Genomic DNA, 17,633 nt, shown 5'->3' on the forward strand with positions numbered 1-17,633 from the left:
AAATAGATATTAAAGATATAAATACTATTACAAAGTGATAAGATTTATATCTTGTTAACTTCCATAACTTAAATTACACTAAATGTTATCTTAAATATTAATATTATTTTATTTAATGAATACCTCTTACTTGGAACTAGTATACCTATATATGTACTGCTTCAATGCAAAACATATCTTTAAGAATTCTCAATAGGTTGGATAAGTACTTAATTAAATGCTAGAAATACTTAAATCGTTCGTTAAAATAAGAAAGAGACTACTCTAGTATATAAAACTAGAAATAGTCTCTTTCTTATTTATGAATATTATTCTATTGGATCTTCTTCCATAGGATCTTCGTTCTCTGCTCTCTCTAATAATTCATCTAAACTATTATCATGATTTACAGAAACAGGGTTTTCCTCTAACTCTGCAGCTACATCGCTACCATTGTCATCATCTTCAGAAGACTTTTCAGTATATGGTATTTTTGCTATTGCAACTACCTTTTCTTCTTCAATGGTTCTCATTAGAGTAACTCCCATAGCTGATCTACTAGTAACTGAAATGTCTGAAACATTAATTCTTATAGCAACACCACTACTGTTTATAAGCATTAATTCATCATCAATCTTACATATAGTAGCACCAACAACCTTACCAGTCTTTTCAGCTAATTTATAAGTTATTAATCCCATTCCACCTCTATTTTGAACTTTATATTCAGATACAGGCGTTCTCTTACCAAATCCATTTTCACTTATAACTAGAACATCTTCACCATCTACAGCTATATCCATACAAACAGCTATATCATCTTCTCTTAAATTCATAGCCTTAACACCAGAAGCTGTTCTTCCCATAGGTCTTACATCTTTCTCGTTAAATCTTATAGCGTATCCATTTTGAGTAACTATCATTATGTTTGCATCACCATAAGTTACTTTTGCCTTTAGAAGTTCATCTTCTTCTCTTAGATTAATTGCTATTAATCCATTCTTTCTTATATTTTGGAACTCACTAAGTGGTGTCTTCTTAACTAATCCCTTCTTAGTAGCCATAAATAAGAATCCATCTTGATTCATATCTTTTATTGTTAAAACAGTATAAATTCTTTCATCTTGTTCTAAAGGTAGAATGTTTATAAGATTAGTTCCCTTAGCAGCTCTTCCTGCATCTGGTATCTCATAAGCCTTAAGCTTAAACACCTTCCCCCTATTAGTAAAGAACATTAAGTTAGTATGCGTTGATGTTATAAATACATGCTCTACAAAGTCATCTTCCTTCGTAGTCATAGCCTGTATTCCCTTTCCACCTCTTCTTTGTGCAGAGTAGGTATCAGCTGCTATTCTCTTTATATAACCACCATGAGTTAATGTTATAACTACTTCTTGCTCTTGAATTAGATCTTCATAGTCTATCTCATTTGCATTCTTAGTAATTTCAGTTCTTCTTTCATCAGAGTATCTAGCTTTGATATCTATAAGCTCTTCTTTTATTACTGAAAGTAGCTTTTCTTCACTACCTAATATCTCATTTAAGTAATTGATAAGCTTCATGATCTCATTAAACTCTTCCTCAATCTTATCTCTTTCTAACCCAGTAAGTCTTCTAAGTCTCATATCCATAATTGCTTGAGTTTGAGCATCACTTAATCCGAACTTCTCTTTTAAAGTAGTTCTAGCAATTTCAGTAGTTTTTGAGTTTCTTATAATGTTTATAACTTCATCTATGTTGTCTAAAGCAATCCTTAAGCCTTCTAGAATATGAGCTCTTTCTTGAGCTTTGTTAAGTTCAAATACAGTTCTTCTTGTAACTACTTCCTTTTGGAACTGTATGTAATGACTTAATACTTGCTTCAAATTAAGTACTTGTGGTTGGTTATCTACTAGAGCTAGCATTATTACACCAAAAGTATCTTGCATCTTAGTATGTTTATATAACAGATTAAGAACAACATTTGGGTTTGCATCTCTCTTAAGCTCTATTACTATTCTCATACCATCTCTGTCAGATTCATCTCTTAAGTCGGATATTCCATTTATCTTCTTATCTTTTACTAAGTCAGCTATATTCTCGATAAGCTTAGCTTTATTAACCTGATATGGTAGTTCTGTAACAATGATTTTATGTCTACCTTTTTCTTCTTCGATATCAGCTTTAGCTCTTACAACAACTCTTCCCTTACCAGTTTCATAGGCCTCTCTTATTCCTGAGGTTCCCATTATAGTTGCTGCAGTAGGAAAATCTGGACCCTTAATATGAGCCATAAGCTGCAACACGGAAGTTTCAGGATCATCTATAAGCATTATAGTACCATCAATTACTTCCCCTAAGTTATGTGGTGGTATGTTAGTAGCCATACCAACCGCTATACCTGATGATCCATTTACTAATAAGTTTGGAAATCTAGATGGTATAACTATAGGTTCTTGTTCTTCTCCATCGAAGTTATCCATGAAATCAACAGTATTTTTATTTATGTCTCTCAACATTTCAACCGCTATTTTGTTCATCTTTGCTTCAGTATATCTCATAGCAGCTGCTGAATCTCCGTCAACAGATCCAAAGTTTCCATGACCATCTACAAGCATATATCTCATAGAGAAGTCCTGCGCCATTCTTACAAGTGCATCATATACTGATGAATCACCATGTGGATGGTACTTACCTAAAACTTCTCCGACTATTCTTGCACACTTTCTGTATCCCTTATCTGGTGCTAAACCAAGTTCATGCATAGAATAAAGTATTCTTCTATGAACTGGCTTTAAACCATCTCTTACATCTGGAAGTGCTCTACCTACTATAACGCTCATGGCATAGTCTATATAACACTTCTTCATTTCATTTTTTATGTCAACTGGTAGAACTTTTCCCTCATTAAAATCCATGTACTTCACCTCTTTTAGTGCTAAACATCTAGATTACTTACCAATTTAGCATTCTTTTGGATAAAATCTCTTCTTGGCTCAACTTTATCTCCCATAAGTATTGTAAATATCTCATCGGCAGCCATAGCATCTTCTATAGAAACTTTTAACAATATTCTCTTTTCAGGATCCATAGTTGTATCCCATAACTGACTAGCATTCATTTCACCAAGACCCTTGTATCTTTGTATACCTACAGTATTGTCTTTACCACCAAGCTCTGTCATCTTTTCTTCTAGCTCTTTATCAGAGTAAACATAGTAGTCTTTTTTAGCTTTTGAAATCTTATAAAGTGGTGGCTGAGCAATATATACATGCCCTTGATCTACAAGCTCTTTCATGTATCTGTAGAAGAATGTCAATAATAATGTTCTAATGTGAGCTCCATCAACATCGGCATCAGTCATTATTATAATTCTATTGTATCTTAGCTTTTCAACATCAAAGTCTTTTCCTATTCCGCCACCAAAAGCAGTAACCATAGAACGTATAGTATCAGATCCTAATATCTTATCTAGTCTTTGCTTTTCTACATTCATTATTTTACCTCTTAAAGGTAAAATAGCCTGGAACCTTCTGTTTCTTCCCTGTTTAGCTGATCCACCCGCTGAATCTCCCTCAACTATGTATATTTCACATTCTAGAGGATCCTTAGATGAACAATCTGCAAGTTTACCAGGCAAAGCTGATCTCTCAAGCACTGACTTTCTTGTAAGTTCTCTTGCCTTTCTAGCTGCATCCCTTGCTCTTTGAGCCAGCAAAGACTTTTCTATAATAATCTTTCCTACTGCAGGATTCTCCTCTAAGAATTCGCTTATTCCTTCTCCAGCTACGCTATCAACTATGCTTCTTACTTCACTATTACCAAGCTTAGTCTTAGTTTGGCCTTCAAATTGAGGTTCTGATATCTTTACAGAAACTACAGCTGTTAAGCCCTCTCTTATATCGTCACCAGAAAGGTTTTTATCGTTTTCCTTAAGATATCCAAACTTCTTACCATAATCATTGAATACTCTTGTTAACGCGGCCTTAAAACCTACAAGGTGAGTTCCACCTTCAACAGTATCAATATTATTAGCAAAGGAGAATATATTTTCATTGTATCCATCATTGTATTGTAAAGAAACTTCTACAGCTATACCATCCTTAGTTCCTTCAACATAAATTGGTTCTGGATGTAATACTTCTTTATTTCTGTTCAAATAGCTTACGAAAGACTTTATACCACCTTCATAGAAGTAGTTATCACTCTTACCATCTCTTTCATCAGTAAGCTGTATACTAATTCCCTTATTTAAGAAAGCTAGTTCTCTTAATCTTTGAGACAATATCTCAAAATCAAATGTAGTCTCCTCAAATATTTCTGGATCCGGTTTAAAGTGAGTCTTTGTTCCTTGACCATCATCTTCACCTATTTTAGTAAGCTCACTAGTGACATTTCCCTTAGAGTAAGTTTGTTGCCACACACTTCCTTCTCTAGTAACTGTAACTTCACATAATACGGACAACGCATTAACTACTGATGCACCAACACCATGTAATCCACCAGATACCTTATAACCTCCACCGCCAAACTTACCTCCAGCATGAAGGACAGTCATAATTACTTCAACAGTAGACTTTCCCATCTTAGGGTGTATTCCTACAGGCATTCCTCTTCCATCATCAATTACAGTTATGGAGTTATCCTCATGTATATAAACCTCTATATTCTTACAGTATCCCGCAAGTGCTTCATCAATACTATTATCAACAATTTCATATACTAGGTGATGAAGTCCTCTTGAACTAGTGCTTCCAATGTACATTCCTGGTCTCTTTCTAACAGCTTCAAGACCTTCTAGCACCTGAATTTGACTTTCATCATAAGAATCTTTTTTATGTTCCACCATTTAGTTCCTCCTAAAAATTAATATATTAATACAATACAAAAATTAGATATCGGACGATTTATGGCGTATAATCTATATCCGTTCTTTTTGTAAGCGTGGATGAAGATATTGGCGAAAGGTATATCTTACTCTTTTTATCAACTTCTGCAATAACAAAAGATTTCGGTTTGTCATTGGTTATCCTTTCTACAAATCCATCTTCTTCTGCCATTCTTAAGAATTGACTAGTATCACTGCTATACATCGTTGTTTGTATATCAAAGATACCAATCACGTCCTTAATTGGAACTACAACATTTTCCCCTAAGTGTAAAAACACTGAAAACGCCTCCCTCTAAGTTAGAATTATTCCATCCTTAACCTTAAAAACCTTAGCTTTCTCATCTAAATAGCCTGTAAGGTCTTCAATTCCCGTACACGTAATAACTGTTTGTATCTGTCCTATAGAAGTTAAAATATATCTTTTTCTATTAAAGTCTAATTCAGAAAGCACATCATCTAAAAGGAGGACAGGGTATTCCCCTGTTAACTCCTTTATTATTCTTAGTGATGCAAATTTCATTGTCAATACTGCTGTTCTTTGCTGACCTTGAGAACCATAGCTTTTAGCGTCTATATCATTAATCAAAATTAAGAAGTCATCTCTATGAGGACCAACAGATGTGATCCTTTTTTCGATATCCTTATTTCGATTCTTTTCTAGACCTAATAAAAAGGATTGTTTAATATTAGTTAGATCTTTTATACTTGAGATATATTTAAATTCTATATTTTCCTTACCAGATGTGATTTCACCATGTACTACTTTTCCGTGCTCGTTGATCTTATCTATATACTTTATACGTTCTTTAACTATGTATTCTGCAAACTCACTAAGTTGTAAGTCATATATGTCTAGCATAGATAAATCAACATTTCTTTGCTTCAGAACTGTATTTCGCTCATTAAGTATCTTGTTATACTGAACCAAGCTATAATAATACTTTTTATTTAACTGAGACAGTTCCATATCTATAAATTTTCTTCTTATCCCAGGACTCTCTTTTACAATCTTCAAGTCCTCAGGAGAGAACATAACCACATTAAATATACCTACTAGTTCCCCAATCTTATTTATCTTAATGGAGTTAACCTTAATAGCTTTCTTGCCATCTTTAAATATATTTACATCTATTCTCTTATCTATTCTTTCTTTACCTACACTTAAGCTTATAAACGCTTTTTCAGTATCCCAATTTACAAGCTCCTTATCTCTATTAGTCCTATGAGACTTTCCGAAACCACAATAATACATAGCTTCTAAAACATTAGTTTTTCCTTGGGCATTATCTCCCATAAAAACATTAACGTTTCTGCCAAGATTAATAGTTATATTTCTATAATTTCTGTAATCAAGTAACATAATCTTTTTTATATACATATAAGCACCTATTTAATTATACCACAATTATTAATAGCATATATTATTTAAATATTACTAAATTATTTTGTATTCTTGGCCATCGAACGTTACGACATCATTAACTCTAAGTTTTTTTCCTCTTTGAAGGCATACTTCACCATTTACAATTACTTCGCCTTCTTGAATAAGCATCTTAGCGTCTGATCCTGAACCAACTGCACCACACCACTTTAGGAACGCATCTAATTTTATAAATTCAGTACTTATTTTAACTTCTTCCATGTGATTGTTAAGATTTTAACCAACTCCGCTTTCATTCGTAAGTTTAAAAGTAGAGTTTTAGTAAATCTACTCCTTTTTTATTATTTAACTAATCTAACTGGTACTACTAAGTATTTGCTATTTTCATTTATTTTATTTTTTATTACACAAGGAGATACACCGCTAGTAAGCTCAAGAACAACTTCATCCTCTTCCATATTTTTTAGCACATCTAATAAATATTTAGAGTTAAATGCAATTTGTATTCCCTCTCCTTGCATATTCACAGCAATTTCTTCTCTCACCTTTCCCAATTGAGAATTGGATGTGATAACCATAGCGTCATCTTGGATATCAAGTTTTATTAAGTTACTATTTCCTTCTTTAGCCATTAGAGAAGCTCTTTCAATACTATTTTGAAGATGCTGTTTTTTTACGGTAACAGACATTTTGTGCTCCTGAGGAAGTATTGAATTATATTGAATATATTCTCCTTCTAGCAATCTTGAAATAACCTTTGTTTCACCTAGGTTAAAAAGAATATGATTTGTTGTAAATGTTATATTTACCTGATCGTCAGTATCTTCAAGAATTTTAGCAACTTCATTTAAAGTCTTTCCAGGAATTACTGCATTTATAGTGTTTTGAGTATCTATTAATTCTCTTCTTAAAGCTAATCTATATCCATCTAATGCAACTAAATTCAGATAACTTTCTTTTACTTCAAACAAGATACCTTGTAGTATAGGTCTTATTTCATCTTGAGCTATAGCGAAAGAAGTTCCTTTTATCATATTTTTTAACTGATTTTGTGGAACTGAAAAAATCATATTTTCATTTATGTTAGGTAAGCTAGGAAAATCATCTGGGTTCATATAAATAAGATTGAACTCAGATTTTTGGCAAGTTATCTGTATGCCGTTATTATCTAGAGTTTCAATCTTTACTTCATCATTTGGTAGTTTTCTAATTATCTCTCCAAAGATCTTAGCATCTACAACAAGTGCACCTTTTTCTAAAACATCTGCCTCTAACTTTGTTTCTATACTTACATCTTTATCTGAACCAATTAATGTTAACGAGTTATTGCTTGCATTAATATATACTCCTTCTAATATTGGCATAGTTGATCTACCAGTTATTGCTTTCTGAACTATTGAAATCGAATCTTGAAGTTTACTTTTATCACATATAAAAATCAAAATAAAAACCTCCTTATTTATCAACAAGTTATAATTAAAAAATTTAATAAATATATAGATAAATATATATTTAAATACAGTAATAATAGTAGTAGGGGCTGGGGATTTGTTGAAAAGTACTTGTAACCCTTATAACAAGCCAAAAAACAGTAAAAAAATACTGTGGATAAGTTGTAATGGATTCTTGAACTTATCCACATTATTAACCAAGCACTAATGTTATTTGAGTTATCCACAGCATATTAGCAAGTTATTATGTACAGCTGTTAATTACTTTTGAGTAACCTTTTTTGTTATGTCATTTACTGTGTTTTGGAGCACTTCATCAGAATTTAAGCCATCTGATATTTTCTCGTAAGCATGTATTACAGTAGTATGATCTCTTCCACCAAATTCTTCTCCTATTTTAGGAAGGGACATATCTGTAAGCTTTCTTGAAAGGTACATTGCGATTTGTCTAGGATAAGCTACATTTCTAGTTCTTCTTTGAGACTTTAAATCTTCTACTCTTAGATTGAAGTAGTTTGCAACTGTCTCCTGGATAAGTTCTATAGTTACATGATTTCCTTGTTTATTTGATATGATATCTTTTAATGCCTCCGAAGCAAGATCTACAGTGATTTCTCTATTTGTAAGTGAAGAATACGCTACTATTCTTATAAGAGCGCCTTCAAGCTCTCTTATATTAGACTTTATTTTTGTAGCTATATACACCATAACCTCATTTGCAACATTTAATTTTTCTACATCAGCCTTTTTCTTCAATATAGCCATTCTAGTTTCAAAGTCTGGCGCTTGAGTATCAGCAATAAGGCCCCATTCAAATCTTGATCTTAATCTATCTTCTAATGTAGGAATTTCTTTAGGCGGTCTATCTGAAGATAAAATGATTTGTTTGTTTGCTTCATGTAAGGTATTAAATGTATGGAAGAATTCTTCTTGAGTTCTTTCTTTTCCAGCAATAAATTGAATATCATCTATTAAAAGTACATCTACATTTCTATACTTATTTCTAAATTCTTCATTAGTATCATCCTTTATTGCATTTATTAATTCGTTAGTAAATTTTTCTGATGATACATAAACTACCTTAGCCTTAGGATTGTTTTTTAATATATAATGACCAATAGCATGCATTAAGTGGGTTTTTCCAAGACCAACTCCACCATATATAAATAAAGGATTATATGCTTTTGCAGGAGCTTCAGCTACTGCAAGTGAAGCAGCATGTGCAAACCTATTGCTATTTCCTATTACGAAGGAGTCAAAGGTATATTTGGGATTTAACGTAGCAGACATTTCATCATTAACACTAACCACTGATATATTAGAAGATTCTTCTTTATTTGGTTTAGTTGAAATCTCGTTTTCTTGCTGAAGCTCGGATTGGATTAGGAATTCTATATTATATTTTTTTGAAGAAACTAGCTTAATTGCCTGAACGAAAAGGGTCTTATAACGCTTCTCGATTATATCCTTGGTAAAATCATTAGGAACACTAAATTTTATAGTATCTGAGTCTATATATATAGGTTCACAGCTTTTTATCCAAGTATTAAAACTGACTTCAGACATCTCACCCTTCATTATATTTAATGTTTTATCCCATATTTGGTTTAGTTGGGCATCCATTTCCTATCCTCCAGTCAAAAAAATTTATTAGTTGATTTTTCGATAATAACAGTTTGTTCACAAAAATATAAACACCCTCTTAAGATGATTGACTATGTAAATAAAATTATTCACATGTTGATAACTATGTTGATAAAATTATGGATTTAAACTTATCAACATATGTAGATAGATATTAAATAACACTATCAACATTGGTATAATAATAGAAAAAAGGCTAAAAATATATAATGTAAAAGCCACTTATATACACAAAGTAACAAGTTATGCACATACTTATCAACAGTTGTGGATAAGTATTAGTGGATTAACAATTTATACACAGCCACTACATAATAATATCATAAAGAAAGAGGCCTGTTCAATAACTTATCCACAAAAAATATATGTGATTATAAAATTATCAACAACTATTGATTTTCTTGACATAAAAGGACTTGAAATATATAATTAAAAGGTAAATCTTAAAACGCATAAGATTCAGTGACAGAATAGTTTTTCACTATAAAACATAATTAACTAAAGGGGGTGTATTTTAGATGTTCATGACATACCAACCTAAAAAGAAACAAAGAAAAAGAGAGCATGGCTTCAGAAAGAGAATGGCTACTGCATCAGGTAGAACAGTTCTTAAGAGAAGAAGACAAAAAGGTAGAAAGAGATTGACAGCATAAGGGCCGCTTTTGTGGCCTTTTTCTGCAACTGCAGAAATAAAGGAGAATATCGAAGCTATGGCAGATCAAAAACTAAGAAAAAACATGGAATTTAGAAATGTGTATAGACGAGGGAAATCCTTTGCTAATGATTTGCTTGTATTATATATATATAATAATAGAAGAAATAGAGACGAGAAAGGTCTACCTTATAATAGGGTAGGTATTTCTGTAAGTAAAAAAGTTGGAATTAGTGTAATAAGAAGTAGAGCTAAGAGATTGATAAGTGAAAGTTATAGATTGAATAATGAGAATATAAAAAGAGGAAATGATTTAGTATTTATTGCAAGAGTAGCTATAAATGACAAAACCTATTGGGAAGTCCAGAAAGCTATGATCAATTTATTTAATAAGGCAGGATTAATAAAAAATGAAAAGGATTTTAATTCTTCTAATAAAGTTCTATAGAAAGTTTATATCGCCTTTAAAGAGACCTTCTTGTATATATTATCCTACTTGTTCTCAGTACGCAATTGAAGCTATACAAAAATATGGGGCCATCAAAGGTGGTTTCATGTCAATAAAACGAATATTAAGATGCCATCCATTTCATGAGGGTGGATATGACCCTGTGAAATAAGAGAGTGTAGGAGGTTAGAGTTTTGTTACAACCAATAATTAATTTCTTAACTGATGTATTTACGGCACTTCATAATATGGTAGTCAGCATAGGTATTACTCACGTTGGTACTTCTTATGTATTGGCTATTTTTATATTGACCGTAATTGTTAGGTTAATATTATTACCGCTAAATATTAAACAGATAAGATCTCAGGCTAAGATGCAAGAGGTTCAACCATTAGTTCAAGAAATGCAAAAAAAGCATAAAAATGATCCTCAAAAAGCACAGATGGAAATGATGAGAATATATAAAGAAAATAATGTTAGTCCTTTCAGCGGATGCTTACCTTTATTAATACAAATGCCAATTCTATTCGCGTTATACGGAGTATTTTCAAAGATAAACGTACAAGGGGCTTCTTTCTTATGGATTCCTAATTTATATGCTAAAGATCCATGGTATGTTTTGCCTATAGTATCTGCAATTACAACTTATTTATCTTCATATTTAGCAACAAAATCAACAGCTGCTACAACTCAACAGGCTGGTGGTATGAATATGGGATCTATGAATATAGGTATGGCAATAATGATGGGTGTTATGGCTATTAACTTTAGATCTGCATTAGTTCTTTATTGGATAATGGGTAACTTAATACAGGTAGTTCAAACTTATTTTTTAGTAGTGGTACCAGCTAAGAAAAAAGCATTAGCAAGTTAATATATAGATATATTTTAAGTACTAAGCTTTTTAGTATAATAAGGTGGGTGACTAGGGTATGCAAAAAACTTTAGAAGTTACGGGAAAGACTGTAGAGGAAGCTCTAAAGAATGCTCTAAAAGAATTAAATGTTACGGAAGATAAAGTTGAATATAACGTTGTTGAAGAAGGTAGTAGAGGTTTATTTAATCTTATTGGGTCAAAACCTGCAAAAATTGTTGTGACAGTTAAAAGAGACTATGTTCTAGAAGCAAAGACATTTTTAAGAAGTGTATTAGATTCCATGGACATAAAGGCTGAGATAAGAATAGTAGAAGAAGATAATGTTTTAAACATTAATCTATTAGGTCCTAAAATGGGCGTTATAATAGGTTATAGAGGCGAAACACTTGATTCACTTCAATATCTTGTGAGCCTAGTTGTTAATAAAGGTCATGATATACCTTATAAAAGAGTTGTTTTAGACACAGAAAACTACAGAGGTAAAAGAGAAGAAACCTTAAAGAGATTAGCTGATAAAACGGCATATAAGGTTAGAAAGTCTGGAAGACCATTTAAGCTTGAACCTATGAATCCATATGAGAGAAGAGTTATACATTCAGCTCTTCAAGGTAACTCCACTGTATATACCTATAGTGAAGGAGAAGAGCCATATAGAAGAATAGTGGTCGATATAAGAAAAGAAAAGTAGAGGAAAGCCTTTTAGGCTTTCCTTTTGACTATTTAGAGACATATATTTTATATAATTTATAAGTAAAGTTATTTAATGAATTCTAAAAGGCCTATTAGGAATTTTTCATCAATAATCTTTGACTAATAAGGCTTATTTTTGTAAAATGGATATTAGTTTTAAGATGTATTTATAGGTTAGTCGATGTTAAGAAAGATTATATAAGGTTATTATAATAATAAGAAAGATCTAAATTTTTGCCTCTGCTAAATTATTGGGTTGAAATTAAAGTTCTTAAGATGATAAATTGTTATATTTATAAATTGTTATATTTATATAAATATATAGTGTTTATGCGAGTTAGCAGACTTGTTATTATATAAATAACTTATATGAAGCCAAAGCCTTCTATAAAATTATTTGCCTGACCAATTTTACTCATATATATTCGGAACGGCAGATGAGTAGAAAAATTCAATGAAGAAAGTCACTTCAGCGAATTTTTTATCAGTACATATATATAAGAGGAGATACTATAAATTAAAATTATATATTAAGGAGGACAGCATGAGAGAATTTGATACAATAGCTGCTGTTGCAACTGCACTAGGTGAAGGTGGAATTTCTATTATAAGGATTTCTGGCAATAAATCACTAGATATAGTATCTAAGATTTTTAGAGGAAAAAGCAATGCAAGCATATTAGAAATGAAGCCTTATACTATGAGGTACGGTAAAATAGTGGATTCAAAAGAAGAAATAGTTGATGAAGTTATTATAAGTTATATGAAAGGTCCAAAGAGCTTTACAGCTGAGGATACAGTGGAGATAAATTGCCATGGTGGAGTTACATCTACAAATAGCGTTCTTCAAGAAGTTATAAAGGCTGGAGCGAGGCTTGCTGAACCAGGTGAATTTACCAAAAGAGCGTTTTTAAATGGTAGAATAGACCTAACTCAGGCTGAAGCGGTTATAGATATAATACGAGCGAAAACAGATTTATCTATGAAAGCTGCTATGATGCAGAGTCAAGGAACTCTTTCCCGGGAAATAAATGCTTTAAGAGAAAAACTATTGAATGTTTTGGCTCTTATAGAATTCGCAGTAGACTTTACAGAGGATGATGAAGAACCAGACGAAACCATACCTTTAAGAGTTGGAGAAAACCTTAAGTCTGTAATAAGTGAGATTAATAGGTTATTATCTAGTGCTGATGAGGGAAAGATAATAAGAGATGGGCTTAGCATGGTTATAGTTGGTAAACCAAATGTTGGAAAATCATCGCTTTTGAATGCTTTATTAAAGGAAAAGAGAGCTATAGTTACCAATATACCGGGTACCACTAGGGACGTTATTGAAGAGTATATAAATTTAGATGGAATACCTGTTAGAATAATTGATACGGCCGGAATAAGAGAAACTGAAGACGAAGTAGAAAAGATTGGCGTTGAAAAGTCAAAACAAAAGATTGATGAGGCTGATATAATAATATTTATGATTGATGTCAGCAGAGAATTAGATCAAGAAGATAGAGAAATACTAAGCTTCATTAAAGATAAGAAATATATAACTTTATGTAATAAAGTTGATTTAGATAGAAATATAAGAAGCAATGAAATAGACGAACTTAATAATAAGATAGATATTTCAACAGTTACTGGGTACGGAATAGATAACTTAAAGGATATGATAAAACAGTTATTTTTCAGTGGTGACATAGATAAAGAAAGTTTAATAATAACTAATACGAGACATAAGCAAGCTCTTTATAGAGCTAAAGAAAACTGCGACATTGCCTTAAAGCAGGTTGAGAATCATGAGTATTTAGATTTAATTTCTATATATGTTACAACTGGGTTAAGAGCACTTGGAGAAATTACTGGATCGGAACTTGAAGAGGACTTAGTAAATAAATTATTTTCAGAATTCTGTGTTGGAAAATAGGAGAATTAATATGAAATACTTAGCAGGTGAATATGATGTAATTGTTATAGGGGCTGGTCATGCTGGCTGTGAAGCAGCGCTAGCTTCCGCTAGAATAGGATGCAAGACACTAGTATGTACTATGAATCTTGATAGTATAGCTTTAATGCCTTGTAATCCTAATATAGGTGGTACAGCAAAGGGACACTTAGTTAGAGAAGTTGATGCACTTGGTGGAGAAATGGGGATCAATATAGATAATACTTTTATCCAATCAAGAATGCTTAATACATCCAAGGGACCAGCTGTACACTCACTTAGAGCACAAGCAGATAAAAAGAAATATCAACAAAGGATGAAGAGAGTACTTGAAAATCAAGAAAACCTATATATAAGACAAATTGAGGTTATAGAATTAGACGTAGAGGACGGAAAAGTAGTAGGTGTTCAGACAAAAAATGGAGCTTACTTTAAAACTAAGGCTGTTGTTGTTTGCACAGGAACATATCTGAAGTCTAGAATAATAATTGGTGATGTAAGTTATAATGGAGGACCAAATGGGTTGTTTCCTGCAAATGAGTTCTCGAAAAGTCTTTTGGACTTAGGGATTTCACTTAGAAGATTTAAGACAGGAACTCCAGCTAGAATAAATAAAAGATCAGTAGATTTTACTAAGATGGTTGAACAGCCTGGAGATGTAAGAATAATACCATTCTCATTTATGAGTGATAACATAGATAGAGAACAGGTTTCTTGTTGGTTAACCTATACTAACGATAAAACTCATGACATAATAAAAGAAAACATCCACAGATCTCCTATGTACAATGGATCAATAGAAGGTGTTGGACCTAGATATTGCCCATCGATTGAAGATAAAGTTATGAGATTCCAAGATAAGAACCAACATCAAATTTTCATAGAACCAGAAGGAGAAGATACCTCTGAGATGTATGTTGGAGGAATGAGCTCATCACTACCAGAAGATGTTCAGGTGGAGATGCTTAAGACCATAGCTGGACTTGAAGATGTGGAGATGATGAGAACTGCTTATGCTATAGAATATGACTGCATAGATCCTACTCAGCTAAAACCTTCATTAGAGTTTAAAAATATCGAAGGATTGTTTGGAGCAGGTCAATTAAATGGTAGCTCAGGATATGAAGAAGCAGCTGCACAAGGAATTGTTGCAGGAATAAATGCTGCATTAAAGGTTAAAAAAAAAGAGCCTATGATACTAACTAGAAGTGATGGATATATAGGGGTTCTAATTGATGACTTAGTTACAAAAGGAACTAATGAACCTTATAGAATGATGACTTCTAGAGCTGAGTATAGATTGCTATTAAGACAAGATAACGCTGATTTAAGACTGACACCTATTGGTTATAAATCTGGATTAGTTACTGAAGAAAGATATGAGAGATTCATGACAAGAAAGAATAATATAGATTCAGAGTTAGAGAGACTTAAAAATCTTCAGATTACTAACAAGCAAGAGGTTAATCAATTCTTAGAATCATTAGGATCAGCAGAGCTTAGAAAGCCTATTAGTATGTATGAGCTTATTAAGAGACCTGAATTGAGTTATTTCTCAGTAGCAGAATTAGATAAAGATAGACCAGAATTACCATATGATATAGGTGAGCAGGTGGACATCGTTGCCAAGTATGAAGGGTATATAGAGAAACAACTAGAACAAGTAGCTCAGTTTAAGAAGTTTGAGAATAGACGTATTCCTGAGGATATTGATTATAGCAATGTTAATAGTTTAAGAATTGAGGCTGTACAAAAGTTATCAAAGATCCGTCCTATAAGTATAGGTCAGGCATCTAGAATATCTGGAGTTTCGCCAGCGGATATTTCAGTATTACTTATATATTTAGAAGGTTATTTCAGAAATAATAGTAATACAGTGGAGGAAGTGTAGTAATGAAATATTATGATATACTAGAAGAAGCTTGTAGCTCTGTTGATGTAGAATTTAATGAAGATAAGTATAATAAGTTTATTACATATATGGAGTTACTTAAGGAATGGAATGAGAAGATTAACCTTACAGCTATTACTGAAGATGAACAGATAATAAAAAAACATTTTGTGGATTCAATAAAGGCGTTTAACTCACCATTATTTAAATCTGCAGCTAATCTGATAGATGTAGGAACTGGAGCTGGATTTCCAGGCATACCTATAGCTATAATAAGAGAAGATTTAAAGGTTACCTTGCTCGATTCGCTTAATAAAAGAGTTAACTTTTTAAACGAAGTTATAAATAAATTAGGATTGAACAATGTAAAGACAATTCACTCAAGAGCTGAGGATGGCGCAAGAACAAGTGAATTAAGAGAAGGTTTTGATATTGCTACTTCAAGAGCTGTTGCTAATATGTGTGTGTTATCAGAACTTTGTATACCATACGTTAAAGTAAATGGTCACTTTATAGCTCTTAAGGGACCAGCAATAGAAGAAGAATTAGAAGAGTCTAAAAATGCTGTGGCTACTTTAGGAGGAAGACTTTTAGAAGTAATACAGGTTAATATAGAAGATACTGATTTAAAGCACAATTTAGTTGTTGTCAAAAAAATGAAAGAAACACCAAAAACTTATCCAAGAAAAGCTGGAAGTATTACAAAAAAACCTATAAAATAGAAGTATATGTAGTTTTATAATATAAATATACATAATATAATATATATTGTCGTAATATTTTTCGATGTAAAAAGAAGGGAAATTCTATTTTATAAAGAATTTGTTAAATAATGGAATAAGATGTGTTTTAACTTTTTTCGTAAGGATGGATGGGAAATGCATAAAGAAATTGTTCATGTCAATATTGATAAAATAATTCCTAATACTTATCAACCAAGAAAATTTTTTAATGAAGAGGCCCTTGGTGAACTATCTCAATCTATAAGAGAACATGGGATAATTCAGCCACTTACTGTAAGAGTAAGAGGAGAAATATTTGAACTAGTTGCAGGAGAGCGTAGATGGAGAGCAGCTAGACTTGCCAATCTAGAAGAGGTGCCTTGCACCATTGTGGACATAACTGATTCTGAGTCAGCAGAGATTGCTTTACTTGAAAACCTACAAAGAGAAGACTTGAACTTCATGGAAGAGGCTGAGGCTTACTATAATCTAATTCAGGATCATCATTTTACACAGGAACAATTGGCAGAAAGATTAGGAAAAAAGCAATCTACAATAGCAAATAAATTAAGACTTCTTAAGCTAGGAGATGAAGTAAGAAATATTTGCATATCAAATAATTTAACTGAAAGACATGCAAGAGCATTACTTTCTTTACCTAACGAAGAATTGCAGTTGAAGGTTATTAATAAAGTTATAAAACAAGGTCTTAATGTAAAAAATACTGAAGACTTGATAAACAAAGAACTCTTAAAACTAGCTGGGGAAAGTCTATCTAAAGAAGGAAAGAAAAGAATAACAGGAGTTTTCTCAGCAAAGATTTATGTGAATTCTATAAAGCAAGTGTTTGATAAGTTTAAAATACCAGCTGAATATAAGTCAAAAGACTGTGGTGAATACGTTCAAATAACAGTTAATATACCTAAGAACGCGGCAAAGTAGATAGAAAGGTTACTCTAGTAGTAGCCTTTTTTGCTGTCTAGGAATTTGCAACGAAATCTAAAGTTATCACAATAGTGTAATTAAAAAGCTTTTTTAAGTATGAAAGGATAGTCTTTTTTAGCTAAACTCAGTGATATTAAGGTGTT

General features: G+C 32.0%; 16 protein-coding genes. 9 read left to right on the forward strand and 7 right to left on the reverse strand.

Translation table 11 applies throughout. The annotated features are described in order from the left end of the window. Positions 1-308: 308 nt before the first annotated feature. From gyrA to dnaA, 7 genes are all read right to left on the reverse strand, one after another. Complete coding sequence (gyrA, locus tag C1I91_RS01180; RefSeq protein WP_128210848.1) at positions 309-2,876, reverse strand: DNA gyrase subunit A; 2,568 nt, start codon at positions 2,874-2,876, stop codon at positions 309-311. 20 nt (positions 2,877-2,896) lie between these two features. Next, complete coding sequence (gene gyrB / locus C1I91_RS01185; protein WP_128210849.1) at positions 2,897-4,807, reverse strand: DNA topoisomerase (ATP-hydrolyzing) subunit B; 1,911 nt, start codon at positions 4,805-4,807, stop codon at positions 2,897-2,899. Positions 4,808-4,865: 58 nt separating this feature from the next. Next, positions 4,866-5,126 carry an extracellular matrix regulator RemB gene (remB, locus tag C1I91_RS01190; RefSeq protein WP_128210850.1) on the reverse strand — a complete coding sequence of 87 codons (261 nt, stop codon included), beginning with the start codon at positions 5,124-5,126 and terminating at the stop codon, positions 4,866-4,868. Between the two features lie 15 nt (positions 5,127-5,141). Then, a complete protein-coding gene (gene recF / locus C1I91_RS01195) occupies positions 5,142-6,227 on the reverse strand; it encodes a DNA replication/repair protein RecF (protein WP_128210851.1) in 1,086 nt (361 codons plus the stop codon). Between the two features lie 57 nt (positions 6,228-6,284). Continuing rightward, positions 6,285-6,491: a S4 domain-containing protein YaaA gene (gene yaaA, locus C1I91_RS01200; RefSeq protein ID WP_128210852.1), complete on the reverse strand. Its 207-nt coding sequence runs from the start codon at positions 6,489-6,491 to the stop codon at positions 6,285-6,287. 80 nt (positions 6,492-6,571) lie between these two features. Further along, the gene (dnaN, locus tag C1I91_RS01205; protein WP_128210853.1) at positions 6,572-7,672 is read right to left on the reverse strand and encodes a DNA polymerase III subunit beta; all 1,101 of its coding nucleotides are present in this window, start codon (positions 7,670-7,672) and stop codon (positions 6,572-6,574) included. 270 nt (positions 7,673-7,942) lie between these two features. Beyond that, positions 7,943-9,304 (reverse strand): chromosomal replication initiator protein DnaA, encoded by a 1,362-nt coding sequence (gene dnaA / locus C1I91_RS01210; RefSeq protein WP_128210854.1) that lies wholly within the window; start codon positions 9,302-9,304, stop codon positions 7,943-7,945. A gap of 539 nt (positions 9,305-9,843) precedes the next feature. On the opposite strand from dnaA, the gene rpmH reads away from it, so the two are divergent. The 9 genes from rpmH (at position 9,844) to noc (ending at position 17,487) form a co-directional block, all read left to right on the forward strand. After that, positions 9,844-9,978 carry a 50S ribosomal protein L34 gene (gene rpmH / locus C1I91_RS01215; RefSeq protein ID WP_128210855.1) on the forward strand — a complete coding sequence of 45 codons (135 nt, stop codon included), beginning with the start codon at positions 9,844-9,846 and terminating at the stop codon, positions 9,976-9,978. Positions 9,979-10,035: 57 nt separating this feature from the next. Next, positions 10,036-10,425, forward strand: a complete 390-nt coding sequence (rnpA, locus tag C1I91_RS01220; protein WP_128210856.1) for a ribonuclease P protein component — start codon at positions 10,036-10,038, stop codon at positions 10,423-10,425. Continuing rightward, positions 10,388-10,597 (forward strand): membrane protein insertion efficiency factor YidD, encoded by a 210-nt coding sequence (gene yidD, locus C1I91_RS01225; protein ID WP_128210857.1) that lies wholly within the window; start codon positions 10,388-10,390, stop codon positions 10,595-10,597. Before rnpA ends, yidD begins: the two co-directional genes overlap by 38 nt. 22 nt (positions 10,598-10,619) lie before the next feature. After that, a complete protein-coding gene (gene yidC / locus C1I91_RS01230; RefSeq protein WP_128210858.1) occupies positions 10,620-11,300 on the forward strand; it encodes a membrane protein insertase YidC in 681 nt (226 codons plus the stop codon). Between the two features lie 58 nt (positions 11,301-11,358). Beyond that, a complete protein-coding gene (gene jag, locus C1I91_RS01235; protein ID WP_128210859.1) occupies positions 11,359-11,991 on the forward strand; it encodes an RNA-binding cell elongation regulator Jag/EloR in 633 nt (210 codons plus the stop codon). A 546-nt stretch (positions 11,992-12,537) separates the two neighbouring features. Then, positions 12,538-13,914, forward strand: coding sequence for a tRNA uridine-5-carboxymethylaminomethyl(34) synthesis GTPase MnmE (gene mnmE / locus C1I91_RS01240; protein ID WP_128210860.1), 1,377 nt, complete (start codon positions 12,538-12,540; stop codon positions 13,912-13,914). A gap of 10 nt (positions 13,915-13,924) precedes the next feature. Beyond that, the gene (gene mnmG, locus C1I91_RS01245) at positions 13,925-15,823 is read left to right on the forward strand and encodes a tRNA uridine-5-carboxymethylaminomethyl(34) synthesis enzyme MnmG (RefSeq protein WP_128210861.1); all 1,899 of its coding nucleotides are present in this window, start codon (positions 13,925-13,927) and stop codon (positions 15,821-15,823) included. Positions 15,824-15,825: 2 nt separating this feature from the next. Next, positions 15,826-16,545: a 16S rRNA (guanine(527)-N(7))-methyltransferase RsmG gene (rsmG, locus tag C1I91_RS01250; protein WP_128210862.1), complete on the forward strand. Its 720-nt coding sequence runs from the start codon at positions 15,826-15,828 to the stop codon at positions 16,543-16,545. A 156-nt stretch (positions 16,546-16,701) separates the two neighbouring features. Continuing rightward, positions 16,702-17,487, forward strand: coding sequence for a nucleoid occlusion protein (gene noc, locus C1I91_RS01255; protein WP_128210863.1), 786 nt, complete (start codon positions 16,702-16,704; stop codon positions 17,485-17,487). Positions 17,488-17,633 lie beyond the last annotated feature (146 nt).

This window comes from Clostridium manihotivorum, from assembly GCF_004015185.1.
Taxonomy (GTDB): Bacteria; Bacillota; Clostridia; order Clostridiales; family Clostridiaceae; genus Clostridium_AR; species Clostridium_AR manihotivorum.

Bases quoted from the DNA above. Each gene is read 5' to 3' on its own strand.
- rnpA (WP_128210856.1), top strand. From the start codon at position 10,036: ATGGCAGATCAAAAACTAAGAAAAAACATGGAATTTAGAAATGTGTAT.
- jag (WP_128210859.1), top strand. From the start codon at position 11,359: ATGCAAAAAACTTTAGAAGTTACGGGAAAGACTGTAGAGGAAGCTCTA.
- mnmG (WP_128210861.1), top strand. From the start codon at position 13,925: ATGAAATACTTAGCAGGTGAATATGATGTAATTGTTATAGGGGCTGGT.
- gyrA (WP_128210848.1), bottom strand. From the start codon at position 2,876: ATGGATTTTAATGAGGGAAAAGTTCTACCAGTTGACATAAAAAATGAA.
- mnmE (WP_128210860.1), top strand. From the start codon at position 12,538: ATGAGAGAATTTGATACAATAGCTGCTGTTGCAACTGCACTAGGTGAA.
- gyrB (WP_128210849.1), bottom strand. From the start codon at position 4,807: ATGGTGGAACATAAAAAAGATTCTTATGATGAAAGTCAAATTCAGGTG.
- yaaA (WP_128210852.1), bottom strand. From the start codon at position 6,491: ATGGAAGAAGTTAAAATAAGTACTGAATTTATAAAATTAGATGCGTTC.
- rpmH (WP_128210855.1), top strand. From the start codon at position 9,844: ATGTTCATGACATACCAACCTAAAAAGAAACAAAGAAAAAGAGAGCAT.
- rsmG (WP_128210862.1), top strand. From the start codon at position 15,826: ATGAAATATTATGATATACTAGAAGAAGCTTGTAGCTCTGTTGATGTA.
- yidD (WP_128210857.1), top strand. From the start codon at position 10,388: ATGAAAAGGATTTTAATTCTTCTAATAAAGTTCTATAGAAAGTTTATA.
- dnaA (WP_128210854.1), bottom strand. From the start codon at position 9,304: ATGGATGCCCAACTAAACCAAATATGGGATAAAACATTAAATATAATG.
- recF (WP_128210851.1), bottom strand. From the start codon at position 6,227: ATGTATATAAAAAAGATTATGTTACTTGATTACAGAAATTATAGAAAT.
- noc (WP_128210863.1), top strand. From the start codon at position 16,702: ATGCATAAAGAAATTGTTCATGTCAATATTGATAAAATAATTCCTAAT.